Origin of the sequence: Sinomicrobium kalidii, assembly GCF_021183825.1 — a bacterium.
Classification (GTDB): domain Bacteria; phylum Bacteroidota; class Bacteroidia; order Flavobacteriales; family Flavobacteriaceae; genus Sinomicrobium; species Sinomicrobium kalidii.
Map to the genome: position 1 here is coordinate 4,194,672 of NZ_CP089211.1, position 14,385 is coordinate 4,209,056.

The following is a 14,385-nucleotide window of genomic DNA, read 5'->3' on the forward strand; positions in this document are numbered from 1 at the left end:
GACCCGTCATTTAATTTATATAAGGTAATATTTTATGGTCAAAAAAACATATTTATGACTGTTAAAAACACTAAAGTTACTTATACAGAAAAATTGAAAACTATTATCATGATTTTTATATGAAAAGATTTATCCTGAGTAAAAGAAACTTAAATAGCAGTTTTAGACATACTTTATTGATATGCACAGTGATGTTCTATTTTTCTTCAACGAATGGGCAAGAGCTTTCGGATAGAAATAGGCCATTGGTTAAATCATTTCAAAATTTTTATAATCAAAATAAGCCGGACAGTTTATTTTTACTCTTTTCTTCAAAGCTGAAAGAAAAAATGCCTCTTGAGCAGACCCGGGCATTTAATCAACAATTATTAAATCAACTAGGGAAATTATTGAAGGTTGAACCTGATAGTATATCAAAATTCAATACAACCTATTACATAGCTTCTTTTGAGAAGGGAATATTAAGACTATTGATTTCATCCAACGAGTCCAGAAAAATTAAAGGGATTTTTTTGCAACCCTATAAGACAGAAAACAACTCCAATAAAATTAAAAGAGAACAAGGACTTTCAATAGAAGTAGAGGGGGGCGAAATTAAAGGAACCTTACTTATTCCGGATGGACAAGGGGACGTCCCTTTAATTATCCTTATAGCAGGGTCCGGACCAACCGATAGAAATGGCAATTCTATATTTACTCAAAATAACTCTTTAATGTATTTAGCTAATGAATTGGATGACATAGGTGTAGCTACCTTTCGTTATGATAAACGAGGTATAGGAGAAAGTGCTAATATTAAAGAGAATGAATTGGCGACAGCAAATGACTTTGTAAATGATATTGTTGAAATTATAAGACAATTCAAATCTGATTCTAGGTTTTATAAAACTATTTTGTTAGGTCATAGTGAAGGTTCTCTTTTAGGGGTTTTAGCTTCTCAAAGGGAAGAGGTAGATGGTTTTATTTCAATTGCCGGACCTGGATTCCATTTAAGCCATTCCCTAAAACAGCAGATTATGGAAAACCTTCCGTCAGAACAACGGGACTCGGCATTATTTATTCTAAACAATTTGAGTAAAGGAAATGTTGTAAAATCGATTCCTGATGATTTGAATACACTTTTTTCAGAAAAATCACAGATTTTTTTAATGTCCATGTTTAAGTATGACCCTGCTGTTGAAATAAAAAAGCTAGATATTCCAGTATTAATACTTCAAGGAGATTCCGATTTACAGATAAGTATTGAGGATGCCAATCGACTAAAGAAAGCCTACCCTAAGGCGGATTACGTTATCCTCAAAAACATGAATCATATTATGAAAGAAGTTGGGACCGACCGCAAATCAAATATTGAAACCTATTATAATCCAAAAATTCCCATTAAAAAGGAGATAATTACCCATATTGGCCAATTTCTTAAAGAGGTGGAATAAAGGCTTAATGTTTTTAATTGTTTTGAAAATTTTTATTCTGTTTTGAATTAATCGGTTTTATTTTATGAATAACCCAAATCATTTAGCCTATGAAGACTAAATTTAAAAAAATGACTGGCTTTCTTATCTTAATTTTTATTGCTTTAACAGCATTTTTCTTATAAATGTAATACGGTGGATTCCCTGGAAGACACGGATTTTTTTGTAGAGGAGCTTTTCAGGGGTATATTTTTATGGAAGAGGATGCTGCTAAACAAATTAAGGCACATTATTTATTGCAAATAAAAAAAGGTAATCTAAAAGGGGAAAAGATGTTACAAGATTTTAGCAATGAGTCAGTTACTTTAATTGGCGAACGGAATCCTCTTTTTTAGTCTCTAAAGGAATGATATCATTATATCAAAATCATTTTGCCATGATATATAAAGAACTTCGTTTTTTTTGTTCACTTTTTTTTCTAATTTTTTCAATTTCATCTTGTAATAATAAATCTGATGGTTTTCCTGATCGATTAAAGGAAATATTTAAGTCAGCAGGTGAAAACAAGAATGAGGTAGAAAAAGTTTTGCAATATTACTCTCCAAAGGATAATAGTTTAAAGTACAAAGCAGCCCTATTTTTAATAGAAAATATGCCGGGGCATTACTCCTTGGAGTTTGAACCCAGGGAAAAATGGAGGGAGTTACTTAAAAAATCTGACAGTTTGATAAAAATAAAGCACGAGAATTATGAAAACACAATAAAAGAGGAATTTTATAACATTCTGTACGGCGTCAATGTAAAACCAAGGTATGAAACTAAGAATGATATCCAACATTTTAAAGCGGTGGAGTTGATTGAATATATAGATGAAGCATTTAAAGTATGGAACAAACCCTGGAATAAATTCTTGGATTTTAATGATTTTTGTAATTACGTTTTACCTTATAGAATGAAAAATGAGCCCATGGAAATGGGGATAAGGCAAATACTATCTCGGGAGAATAATAATAGGGTTAACAAAAATACTACAATACGAGAAATTGCAAAATTAGCCCAAGATATTGGGACTTTACCCAGTAATTTCAAGTTCATTAAACTATTAAAAAGCGAACAAGGAATTGAGGATATAAGAAAAGGAAGAATGGTGGACTGTTTGGATTACGCCAATTATGCTGGGATGACTTGTAGAGCTATAGGAATTCCCACAGCTATAGACTTTACAATTTGGCCAAACGGAAGGGGGGCTCACTACTGGAACGCAGTATTATTCAATAAAGACAGTTTATTGTATGCAGACCTGAATTTTTTCTGGGGAGAGCCTGGCTCTTATAGATTAAGACGGAAAATCGCAAAAATATATAGATATGTGTATGCTAATCAAAGAACTGAATTATCCCGGCAAAACAGTCCAAATAAGATGACAGATTTTCTTCATAGTCCACATGTCATTGATGTGACTGCACAATATATAAAAACTTCAGATATAGATATTCCAATTACTCGTGGAATTGGTACAAATTCCCAATGGGTTTATCTCTGCATATTTAATGATGGTGAATGGAGACCTATTGCTGTTGCTGAAAAGGTGGATGATATAGTGCACTTTGCTGATATTGGGAGGGAAAATATATATATGATTGCTGCTTTTAATGGGTACGAGAGAATACCAATTTCAAAAACGTTTTCAGTGGATAAGGAAGGAACAGTTAATTTTTATCAACCTGGAAATATAAAAGAAAATGTAATTTTAAATAGAAAAGCCAAATTGACAGAGCGAGTTAAAGAATTCGCAGCCCAAATGAATGGAGGAGTGTTTCAGTTATCAAATGACCGTAATTTTAAAAAAGTGAAAGAAGTATATTCTATTGGTAAAAAAGATACTGTGGTTGTACCAATGGAGGTGGAAATAAATGATGATAAATTATACCGCTATGCAAGATATACGATACCCAATAAGCAAACTCTGGAAATTGCTGAGATGGATTTTTATATCAAAGACAGCTTAATTTCTGGTAGTATTATAAGGGCTAATGCAGATTCTGACGGTATAGCTAATGCGTTTGATAAGAATCTTTTATCTTTTTATTCTTCAAAAGGTATAGATAATGAACAATCTACCTGGATAGGTATTGATTTCGGAGAAAAAAAGAAGGTTACCAAGCTGAAGTTTGCTCCCAGAAGTGATGTAAACTATATAAAGCCGGGAGATACGTATGAGTTGTTTTATTGGAATGATAAATGGAAGTCATTAGGAGAAAAAATGTCAAAATCGTATTCTATTGAATATAGTGATGTTCCCAAAAATGCAGTACTGTGGTTAAGAAATTTAAGCGAAGGTGTTGAAGAAGAATTGTTCGTATATAAAGAGGGAAGGCAATATTTTTGGAATTCAACAGAGTATTGAACGTATGGTTAATTAGCTTTAGGGTGGCGCAAATTATTCGAGATATCCACTTATGATGTCATAGTGATATATAATGGTCTGAGAAAATCAACAAGCTCTTCCTTGTTTCTTTGTGGAAGTTCCAGTTTTTTGTAAATATTGGAAACGTGTTTACTAAAAGTTTTATCATTGATATGAATAGATGCACTCAATTGCTGGTATGTATATTTAGGGTTTTCAATAATGAGCATTGCTATTTCTTTCTCTCTGTCAGTAAGTTTGTCGAACAAAGGTAATCTTGGATTTTTAGATAAGTTCTTTTCAGGAATTCTCGATTTCTGATTCATAGAGGTTATATAGGCGATTGTCAAAAAAATATGCCCCATACTAAAACTTGTATGTTCGATAGGTTGATTATCGCCGAAAATAATGATAACGGCAGGCAATGACATTAGGCATACAGCTCCTCCCATTCCGCATATCCCCCTTATAGTTTGATAATTATTTTTTTGAAACCTCAATCTTTTGATGAGAATGACAAATACATTTACGACAATCGTTATGGTCAAAAGAAGAGGGACTAATAAGAACAAGTTTCTTGATAAATTCAAATCATCGGTAATACTATATGGAATGACAAATAAAAAAATAAAGTCAAGAACAGCTATATACAAAACTGGCCTCATACTTATAATTCGAGGAGGCTTAATTTTGTATTCTGTATAGATATAATAAAGAAGATAAAGAGCACAAGCAATTCCCACAGTAAAGGCTATATAGTCTTGGGATAACCTATTAATTCCCAATTTTTCATCTGGAATAAGTCCTGACGTAATGTTGTAGGAAAGAAATAAAAATGTTAATAAGACAAAACGGAATTTGGAAGGATTGTTTTTTTGGAGCAATAAAAAAATCAACAATAGGCTCTCAATAACAATAAAAATAAAGGTTAGTTGATGGATTTGGGTTCTGAACATGGTTTATCTTTTTAAAAAATATAACGGGTAGTCTAATTCATGGGTTTCTTTAATAATTTTAAATCCAAATTTTTTATACAACTTTAAATTAGAATTGGTAGTAGTTTCAATAATAATCGGTAGGTCATTATCCTTATAATATTCAAACGCCTCTTGTATAAGTCGTACTCCGGTTCCTCTTCCCCAATGTTCACTTTTTACAGCCATTATCCAAGGATGAATATGTGGTTCTTTGGGATGGTATTTTTTTAAGGCATTTTCTCGCTTTAAAACCTTATATACATTTTCAATTCCAATACAACAAAAAGCAAGCTTTATATCCCAAAATACAGTATTAAAAGTAAGCATCTTCTTACGATGGTACTGTAGAAGAATCACCCCTTTTTCATTGTCTGATATAAGAATGTCTCCAAATTTTAAGGCATTATAAAACATATACTCCATAAGGATCTTTAATCTATGATTACGGTGTTTGTCTTGTTTTACAACGAAATTAATGGAATTAGGGATTTTTATAGGCTTAAATGCTGAGCATAAAATTCCAACAACCAAATCTTTGTCTTCCTTTATTGCTTTTCTCATTAAAATGATTTTTCAACGCTGAAATATAGCAAGTTTATTAAAAACTAAGAAGAAAAATTTTTTTAGAGAGTAAGAAAATAATGTGACCCTTAAATATCTCGGAACAATTTGTGGTTGGTTAGCCACTTGTTTCGGTTTAAATTGTGCCACTATGAAGCCGTGATAACGGTTCGGTCACTCCGAAATATCCAACTTTCCCCTAAAATTGTGAAGTTTACAATGAAGAACGGAACTTGCATCCGTTCGCCACCGCTTTCGATACAAGTGTTACAAATGCTTTTTTACGATAAGAGGGTCGTTTCCGGTGAGTTTAAACAAAATCTGGTTGTCAAAAAAATTACAAAGTTTCGGTATCGGCTTTAGTACATACTATATTAAGGATGTATACAATTCCCTTTTGTTCTTTGTAAAGTATTTTATAGTCCCGAACGATTATCCTTCGGTACTCTTTAAATATTTCATCCTGCTGGTATTGTTCGGCAAATACAATTTCTTTGGAAGTACCAATAATATCTTTTCTAACAATTCTTCTTGCAGAAGGAATGTCTTTATATCTATAATCTAAAATAGCGTTGAGAGATTCCCTGGCTTGCCTTGTCCAGACCACCTGGGTTATTTTGCCAGTCATTAACTTTCTTCTTGTTCAAATTCATCAGCCGATATGTAATCCCCTTTATCTATCTGGGCTTCTGCAGTATCCAATGCCATTTTGTATTCCTGGCGCGTCATTGGAGTCCCATCCGGATGGTAAGCAACAACCTCATTCTTGAAATATCCTTCATAAAGTGCATCTACCATTTGTAAAAACCGTATATCTACGGTCTTTATGGATTGTTTCCACTTTTCTCTTAACTCTAATGCTCCCATAATACTAATATTATATACCAAATATACGGCATTTTAAGGATTTCTCCTCTACGCAATGTATTTTCTTTTTTGGCATGTTGCTGTAAATCTCAAAAAAAAAACGGATTGTAAACGAGGTAGTTACATTCTTTTATAGTGTTTTTACAAGCGCTCTTATACGATAGACTTAGGATCAAGTGCCGAAAGGCGTAGGGGTTCGACTCCCTTCAGCCGCACTTTAATTTTTCTTCATTAAATGTTAAAAGTCTCTCCGAAAAGAGGGGCTTTTTTTATGGGGGTACAACATTTATGGATCAAGGTCAAAAGTTGTGGAGTAAAGGTGGATGTTAGATGTGAGATTTCCTTTTTGAATACACTTTTAATTGGAATGGAATTTCGTTTCAAGTTGCGTTTAGCTTGTTTTGGCAAGTTTTTGCAAATGCTTTTTTACGTAGATAGGGGTATCGTTTTCACAGTGCTCAGAACACGGACCAGTAGGAGGGATCAAATATATTATTTGTACAGGAAACCTTCATTTATTTCCTTTTCCAATTGCCTTATTTTTGATGGATAACTGGCTTGTGGGTTAACAACCTTTCCATTTTCATTGACCAGTAAATACCGGGGGTAGGTGAAAGCGCCATTGTTCCCAAATTTATCGATGATATTTGTAACCAGTGTGTTATTTGCCAGGATATGTAATCCTTCCAAATCATAGAATTGTATCATTTCCTTCCACACCTTTTCCGTACTGTTCCTTCCTTCACATATGTAAAGTGCTGTAATATCTTTGGATTTTAATAATTCTCCCAACTTTTCCTTATTCTCAAACTCCTTTTTGCAAGGACCGCACCACGTTCCCCAAATATCCACATAAATCTTTTTGCCACTTAGCTGTTTTATTAACTCATCGAATGTGTTGACATTTTCGTAGTTCTTAACAACTTGCACTTTTTTATTTGGTTGATTGTTTTCCAGTTTTTTGTGGAAATCAATAATCGGTTGTATGGACGAATGCAGGTATGTATTATAAGGACTATCGGGATATTCGTTTTTGAAACTTTCATACATTTCGATTATTTCCTTTGAGTTGTCTTTGGTCTGCCAACTTTCCAGGAAGATGTAGGAAGCTAAATAATATTCAAGTTCTTTGCCTTCAAGATATTTCTTGGGTTCAACAATATTATATTTTAATCTTTTGTCGGTTTCATACATTTTTGCCATATCCTTCGGATCAGGCTTTTCTGAAGCGTATCGGGCATACCATACGGAATTATAGACTAAAGCATAAAACCAGGGGGAACGGGCAGTATCAGATCCATTCAGTTTTGATATTCCGACTTTTTCGTCCCAAAAGTTCTTGAGTTTTTCTATTTTTCTTTTATCTTTTTTGTTAAGATGCTTTCGCAGGAGCATAGTGGCTAGTCCGGTTTCCAGTGCGGAATAATATACTTTTCGGTCTAATACTGCTAAATCATAGAAGTCTTTTGAAATTTCATTTTTTTCCAATAATTCACCGAATCTGGAAATCTCCTTTTCTTTAAGAGTATCCATCTTGGAGGATATTTCTAAAGGAATTGAGTCCTTATAAAATTCATTTAAGCCCATCATATAAAAATCCGGAGCTGGTAACGTATTATAAAAGTTTTGTGCAATACTGTCTTTAGAAATAACAAGAAACTTTTTTTGATTTGTTTTCAGTTCAAATTTAATGTCGTAGGCCTTCCCAGGTTCGACCAACAAAACACCACCAGCTTTTCCGGGAACATACATGGTTACAAATGATGGTTTTTCAATGTCCATTTTTATTTGAAATGCTCCTGTAGAGTCAATTGTTATGGATTTTTTATCGCCATAAAACCATTTGCCTTCAATGGGGCTTGTGTATTCAATTTTTCCCGAATGTTTTCCATCGATTTTTCCATTTATGATGATTCCTTTCTCTTTTTTAGAACAACCGATAAATCCCAATATCAGGAATGCTAATATGATTTTCTTTACTCTCATTTTTTTATTGTGTGTGCATCACTTCTATGTGAAAGGCCCACTATTTCCCCTTGTATAGCATCTAATTGATTTTGTTTTAAACCAGTTGGAGGAAAAATAGGTTGTCCATAAGCTTCTTTTATTCCGATGATGATGTAACCGCCTCCCCAATTGTGTAAATCGTTGGCAAAGGCACACATGGAATGAATAACGTCTCAGGGTTCCAACCCTGTTTAAATTCGAGGCGTTCCCACTCCATGGTGGCTCTATGCACCAGGTCTGCTATATTAATAGGTAACCCCATTTAAAATGGCTTTTTCATTTGTTGCTTTATTCTTTCCCTTTTTGTAACATGGTTGATTATGTCGTTCATTTTCTTTATATACATCTTCAAGGGATAACCTTTTTTCGACACTATTTATTTTTCAAAACATCCATAAGTTCTTTACGGGCAATCTCCAATTGCCGTTCAAACATCTCGATAGTTTCTTTCAAAGGATTATTTACAGTCTCAATATTTGCTGCAATGTTAGTCGCTGAAACACCACTGTTTTCGTAGAAATTGTTTGTGTTGTAAAGAACCTTTTCTTCGCTGAAGTCTCTCAATCCTTCAAACGTCACTTCTAGAGCTTCGGCAACTTCATTTAGCTTTTCATCACTAATGTTTTCAGATTGTTCTAACTTAGAAACAGCCTGTTTTGTTATGCCCATTCTATCCCCTAAATCAGATTGGGTCCAGCCTCGAAGTTTTCTAACCTTTTCTACTTTTCGTCCTCGATGTAGAGTTAAAGTATTTGTTATAGTGTCAGACATAAGTCCTTAATTTTATTTATTACCAAAATTTTTAAGTATTTCCACTTTTTCTTTCTCGCTAGCCAATAAGCGTTCATAAAGTTCAACAACTACTTTCTCATTAGAATTAAAAACTTGATGAATACCATGTGAATTTTCCTTTATTTCTACATTTTCCAATTTATTATTAATGTTATAAAGGGCATAATTTTCATCAAAGGTTTTAATCAACTCTGGTGTTACACTTAATGCTTCAGCAATCTTTAATAATTTTTTTTCATCAACATCCTCAGAGTTTTCAATTTCAGAAATCTCGGGTTGAGGAATATCTGTTTCTGCCGACAAAGCCTCTTGTTTAATTCCTTTAAGGTTCCGAAGTATTCTAATATTTCGGCCAATGTGGGGTCTTTTTGGTTGTAAATCAATCTTTGTCATAATAATGATAGTTTATTCAAATATATAAAAGTCAACCTAAAAAACATAGAAATCAACCTTTAAAATTAATTTTATTCGCATTTATTCGTTTCCTTTGCTTTAAGAACCAACCAAAGCAGTCAAACAATGGTTTACTATTTAAGGAACATTCTAATCACTACATTTTACCTGTTATTTAGAAAAAAACCTAAAAATCCTATATAACAGTTATCCTTAAATAGTCAATTTTAAGCAACGGTAATTTGCTATTCACTTTACGAAAATTCAACTACAAACCGGTAATGATTTGTAAGCAGTTATTGGCAAGATAGAAGATTTCATGCGGATCAGCCAATAATGTCACCTGATTAACACTTGTACGAAGCTCACGCCCGGGGATTCGGTAGTTTAAAAGTATAAGCCACAGGTTGGCTGGTAGGATAACAACCCGTGGCTTGCTACCGGATTCAACAAAATATAATAGCCCCAATAAACCTGCTAAAAAAACGATAGTGTAGACCAACGACAAACACTTCCTTTTGGGGTAGTTCCTGTATGATATATACGGGAATGGGGGAAACTGCCCGTTCTTGTTCTGCGGGCAGGTTTGTCGTGCACTATCGGTATAACAAACAGGAAAATGAACCCTATGAAAACTGCTGAACAAAAAAGAACCGGCACTTCCGAAAGACCAGGACCGGATACCGATGAGATCCTCCGGGAAATCGAAGCTTTTATAAAGAAGAAGTTTTCCGGGCGGGACCACCACCGGAACACGCGTTATTACCAGGCCAATTTCGCGGTAGACGGTCCCGCGGATATGCTGATCACGATGTCGGCACTTATTAAAGTATGTATCATGGCCTTGGAACGCGCCGGTAACGGTGGATACTCAAAACTTATTCCACAACCGCATATCACAGTACAGACCGCACTGGAGTTTATCCTGCAATTGGCACCTTTTGATGAAATAAAATGCCTCGAAAGCATTTTGGAAGTCTACAGGGGTACCGAGGAAACCCCGGGGAAATAACCCCTAAAACACTTGCAATGAATCATAAAGACCAGATATTCGACGAATTACAACGCATGGGGCCCTCCCATTTTGAAAAGCTAAAATATAACCCCGTAGGTAGCGATGATTTTACGGTAGAAATTCCACAAATGGGCTACCTGAAACTCATGTGTACCATTTCGGATTTGTTGAAACTCTGTATTGTAGCCACAGATGAAGACGGTTATGTCAACTCTTCCTATGTGACCAATTTAAACGCCAGTGTTAACCATACCCTGGAACTTATCCTGCAATTATTGCCTATACACGAAGCCGCGTTCCTGGATGAAGTATGGCCCTATTTCGGGGAAGAGGTTCAGGAGAAAGGTAAAGAAAAGAATGCTGATCAAAACGAACAGGAATCACCCGAATAAAAAATTACAGGAAGAATAGTATGAAACCCAATGAAGCAGCATTATTAAGAAGGTTAAAGAAAGGGGCGAAGGACTACCATCCAACTTTGAGTCCGCATTCCCTGTTAAGAGGAAAATACCAGGTTAATTTTTTCTATATGGAAGATCATATGGAACTCATGTTCACTGTCCGATCCCTGCTTAATGTCTGTATCATGGCTATTGATCCTGAACAGCTGTCGGAAAGACCTTCACGCAGCAAGCAGGAAACCTATATCCGCCAGGTTCTTGTTGTGATGAACAGGTTGACTCCTAAAGGAGAGGAGGGGCTATTGGATGATATCAACCGGTATTTCCGGGAAGAAGGGTTTAGAAAAAATACGGATAAAAAATAACTAACGCTCAAATAGTAATCATTAACAACGTTTGCCTATGCCAAACAAGAAATAACTACCAATAAAAAAGCCTCCCGAAAGTCAGGTTCCCCAACCTATACAGACTTCAGGAGGCCTTAGAGGGCCTAATTAAAGGAATGTTTATTAAAAACAGTATAAAGTTATGAAAACCTATTCATATAAGGGGAAGTGTATCCTTTTTATAGGAATATTCTTCATATTTTTCCCTGTCTTTCTAAATGCTTTCCCGCTTTATCCGCAGCATGGCGTTAGTGGTACCATTACGGATAGTGACGGTTTACCCTTGCCCGGCGTCAATGTCGTAGTCAAAGGCACACAAAGCGGAACCATATCCGGAATAAAGGGGACCTATGTCCTGGAAGCCGAAGTGACCGATACCCTGGTGTTTTCCTATATAGGATTTAAAAGGGAAGAAGTTGTTGTTGGGGACCGTGCCGTAATTGATGTGGTATTGCAGGAAGACGTGACCGCCCTGGAAGGGGTGGAGGTCAATGCGGGCTATTACACGGTAAAAGAGAAAGAAAAGACCGGGAGTATCAGCAGAATCACGGCAGAAACGATCGAAAAGCAACCTGTTTCCAATCCACTGGCCGCCATGCAGGGCCGGATGGCCGGGGTATCCATCCGGCAAAGTACGGGAGTACCCGGTGGCAGCTTTTCTGTTGAGATCAGGGGGCGTAACAGTCTTCGTAACGATGGGAATGCCCCTTTATATATTATAGACGGGGTGCCGTATACCGTAGGTTCCTTAAGCCTGACAGGAGGACTTATTGTTCCCGGGGCCAATCCGCTGGTGGGGATCAACCCCGGAGATATTAGAAGTATTGAAATACTAAAAGATGCCGATGCTACGGCCATATATGGTTCACGAGGCGCCAATGGCGTGGTCCTGATTACCACGAAAAAAGGAAAACCGGGTAAGGTATCCGTAAAACTGGATATCTATAGTGGTGTCGGAAGCATCCCCCGGAAAATGGATATGCTCAGCACAGAACAATACTTGGAGATGCGACACGAAGCCCTTGCCAATGATGGGGCCACACCAAGTGAATTTGACCCTGATATCAACGGGGCCTGGGACCAGGATCGTTATACGGACTGGCAGGAGGTACTCCTGGGCGGGACCGCTTTTACCACGAACGCCCAGTTTAGTGTTTCCGGGGGGACGCCGCAAACCCAGTTCCTGTTCAGGGGCGGTTATTACCGGGAAACCACGGTTTTTCCCGGTGATTTTGCCCTGGGGCGCGGTTCCGGGCTGTTTAACCTGACCCATACCTCTAAGGACCAGAAATTCGATGTGGCCCTTTCAGCCAATTACACGGTGACCCAAAACAACCTGCTCCGGGAGGACCTTACGGATGAGGCCTTATCGCTGCCCCCGAATGCCCCGCCCATTTACGATGAAGCAGGTGAACTGAACTGGGCGAACTCCACCTGGTCGAATCCCTTTGCCTTGCTGCGCAGAAAATATGAAAACAACACCAAAAACCTGGTGACCCATCTTGACCTGGGCTATGAAATTGCTCGCGGGCTCCGGCTAAAGGCCGGCCTGGGGTATACGGCGACCCACACCCGGGATATGTCTACCGTTCCCGTAGCTTCCTGGAACCCGCTTTTTATACAATACGGTACTACCGGATCAGCTGCTTTCGGGAACCAGGAATTTACCTCCTGGATCGCAGAGCCCCAATTGACTTACGAATGTTCCCTGGGACAAAACGGCCGGCTAAAGTTATTGGCCGGTGCTACTTTTCAACAAACCCGGAGTGAAGGCACTGTACTGGCCGCTTCAGGCTATACCAGTGATGCCTTGCTGGAAGACCCGAGGGCTGCCCCTGATATCGCGATACAAAATACGTTTTTTAATGACTATCGTTATATGGCTGTATTCGGGCGTATCCATTACAGCTTTAAGGACAAATATTTTTTAAACCTCACCGGACGTAGGGATGGTTCCAGCCGGTTTGGTCCCGGGCGCCGTTTCGGTAATTTCGGGGCGATCGGTGCTGCCTGGTTGTTTTCGGAAGAAAGTTACCTTCGCGATCGTTGGGGATTTCTCAGTTTCGGGAAACTGCGGGCCAGTTATGGGGTGACCGGAAGTGATGCTATAGGGGACTACGGGTTCCTGGACAGTTACGTCTCCACGACCTACCCTTATGGCGGAGGCAGCGGATTGCGTCCTGCCCGGTTATTTAACCCGGACTTTAGCTGGGAAACTAATAAAAAACTGGAAATAGCCCTGGAAGCCGGGTTTTTCAATAATCGCATCCGGATGGAGGCCGCTTATTACCGTAACCGGTCTTCCAACCAGCTCGTAGGCTTTCCCCTGGCCCATACCACAGGTTTTACCTCCGTACAGGCTAACCTGCCAGCAACCGTTGAAAACACAGGTTGGGAATTCCTGCTGCAAAGCACCAATATTAACACGCCCCACTTTAACTGGAAAACCTCGGCCAACCTGACCCTTCCCCGGAATAGACTGGTAGCCTATCCCGGCATAGAAAATTCTCCTTATGCCAACACCTATATCATTGGTGAGCCCCTGTTTATCCGCAGGTCATTCCACGTTACGGGAGTCGATCCCGATACCGGGCTATACACATTTGAAGATGTCAACGGGGATGGGAATATCAGTTTCCCGGAAGATTTGAAGACTGCTCCACGGACAGGAAGAACATATTTTGGTGGCATAAACAACAGCCTTACCCTGAAAAACTGGCAATTGGATGTATTTACGGAGTTTGTCCACCAAAGGCGGGAGAGTTTTTTTGGCAATGTCAGCGCTCCCGGGACCTTGCGGAATCAACCTGCAATTGTGATGGAACGCTGGCAGCGCCCCGGGGACCAGACCGATATACAGCGCTTTACCCGGGGAGGTGAAGGGCTTACCGCCTATACCAACTTCCGAACCCGGGGGGATGCTTCCCTCGCCGATGCCTCTTTTATCCGGTTAAAGAACGTATCACTGTCCTATCGTTTTTCCGGGCAGAGGCTAAAGGGGACCGGACTTACCGGGTTACGTCTCTACTTGCAGGGACAAAACCTGGCGACCCTTGTCACCGGGGACAAAGCCCTTATCGGTATGGACCCTGAAAGCGGGCTTTCGCGCCTACCACCGTTACGGGTCATTACTGCCGGGATTCAACTCATTTTTTAACTTTAAAAAT

General features: G+C 38.1%; 13 protein-coding genes. 6 read left to right on the forward strand and 7 right to left on the reverse strand.

Annotation, left to right across the window (positions count from 1 at the left end):
* Positions 1 to 119 precede the first annotated feature (119 nt).
* Both LS482_RS17090 and LS482_RS17095 read left to right on the forward strand, forming a co-directional pair.
* Entirely contained in the window at positions 120 to 1,433 is a 1,314-nt protein-coding gene (locus LS482_RS17090) for a serine aminopeptidase domain-containing protein (protein WP_233028724.1), read from the forward strand.
* A 415-nt stretch (positions 1,434 to 1,848) separates the two neighbouring features.
* Positions 1,849 to 3,819, forward strand: a complete 1,971-nt coding sequence (locus tag LS482_RS17095) for a discoidin domain-containing protein (RefSeq protein WP_233028725.1) — start codon at positions 1,849 to 1,851, stop codon at positions 3,817 to 3,819.
* A 50-nt stretch (positions 3,820 to 3,869) separates the two neighbouring features.
* On the opposite strand, the gene LS482_RS17100 is transcribed toward LS482_RS17095, so the two are convergent.
* From LS482_RS17100 to LS482_RS17130, 7 genes are all read right to left on the reverse strand, one after another.
* Positions 3,870 to 4,775 (reverse strand): helix-turn-helix transcriptional regulator, encoded by a 906-nt coding sequence (locus LS482_RS17100; protein ID WP_233028726.1) that lies wholly within the window; start codon positions 4,773 to 4,775, stop codon positions 3,870 to 3,872.
* Between the two features lie 3 nt (positions 4,776 to 4,778).
* Positions 4,779 to 5,357: a GNAT family N-acetyltransferase gene (locus LS482_RS17105; protein WP_233028727.1), complete on the reverse strand. Its 579-nt coding sequence runs from the start codon at positions 5,355 to 5,357 to the stop codon at positions 4,779 to 4,781.
* A 337-nt stretch (positions 5,358 to 5,694) separates the two neighbouring features.
* Complete coding sequence (locus LS482_RS17110) at positions 5,695 to 5,985, reverse strand: type II toxin-antitoxin system RelE/ParE family toxin (RefSeq protein ID WP_233028728.1); 291 nt, start codon at positions 5,983 to 5,985, stop codon at positions 5,695 to 5,697.
* Positions 5,985 to 6,224, reverse strand: coding sequence for a hypothetical protein (locus tag LS482_RS17115; RefSeq protein ID WP_233028729.1), 240 nt, complete (start codon positions 6,222 to 6,224; stop codon positions 5,985 to 5,987). The genes LS482_RS17110 and LS482_RS17115 overlap by 1 nt, the downstream gene beginning before the upstream one ends.
* A gap of 492 nt (positions 6,225 to 6,716) precedes the next feature.
* A complete protein-coding gene (locus tag LS482_RS17120; RefSeq protein ID WP_233028730.1) occupies positions 6,717 to 8,210 on the reverse strand; it encodes a TlpA family protein disulfide reductase in 1,494 nt (497 codons plus the stop codon).
* Between the two features lie 393 nt (positions 8,211 to 8,603).
* Positions 8,604 to 9,002: a helix-turn-helix domain-containing protein gene (locus LS482_RS17125; RefSeq protein ID WP_233028731.1), complete on the reverse strand. Its 399-nt coding sequence runs from the start codon at positions 9,000 to 9,002 to the stop codon at positions 8,604 to 8,606.
* Positions 9,003 to 9,014: 12 nt separating this feature from the next.
* Complete coding sequence (locus LS482_RS17130; RefSeq protein WP_233028732.1) at positions 9,015 to 9,416, reverse strand: helix-turn-helix domain-containing protein; 402 nt, start codon at positions 9,414 to 9,416, stop codon at positions 9,015 to 9,017.
* Between the two features lie 628 nt (positions 9,417 to 10,044).
* Between LS482_RS17130 and LS482_RS17135 the strand changes: the two genes are divergently transcribed.
* From LS482_RS17135 to LS482_RS17150, 4 genes are all read left to right on the forward strand, one after another.
* A complete protein-coding gene (locus tag LS482_RS17135; RefSeq protein WP_233028733.1) occupies positions 10,045 to 10,428 on the forward strand; it encodes a hypothetical protein in 384 nt (127 codons plus the stop codon).
* 17 nt (positions 10,429 to 10,445) lie between these two features.
* Positions 10,446 to 10,823: a hypothetical protein gene (locus LS482_RS17140; RefSeq protein ID WP_233028734.1), complete on the forward strand. Its 378-nt coding sequence runs from the start codon at positions 10,446 to 10,448 to the stop codon at positions 10,821 to 10,823.
* A gap of 20 nt (positions 10,824 to 10,843) precedes the next feature.
* On the forward strand, positions 10,844 to 11,197 hold the full coding sequence (locus LS482_RS17145; RefSeq protein WP_233028735.1) for a hypothetical protein: 354 nt from the start codon (positions 10,844 to 10,846) through the stop codon (positions 11,195 to 11,197).
* A gap of 163 nt (positions 11,198 to 11,360) precedes the next feature.
* Positions 11,361 to 14,375: a SusC/RagA family TonB-linked outer membrane protein gene (locus tag LS482_RS17150; RefSeq protein WP_233028736.1), complete on the forward strand. Its 3,015-nt coding sequence runs from the start codon at positions 11,361 to 11,363 to the stop codon at positions 14,373 to 14,375.
* The last annotated feature ends 10 nt before the right edge of the window (positions 14,376 to 14,385 follow it).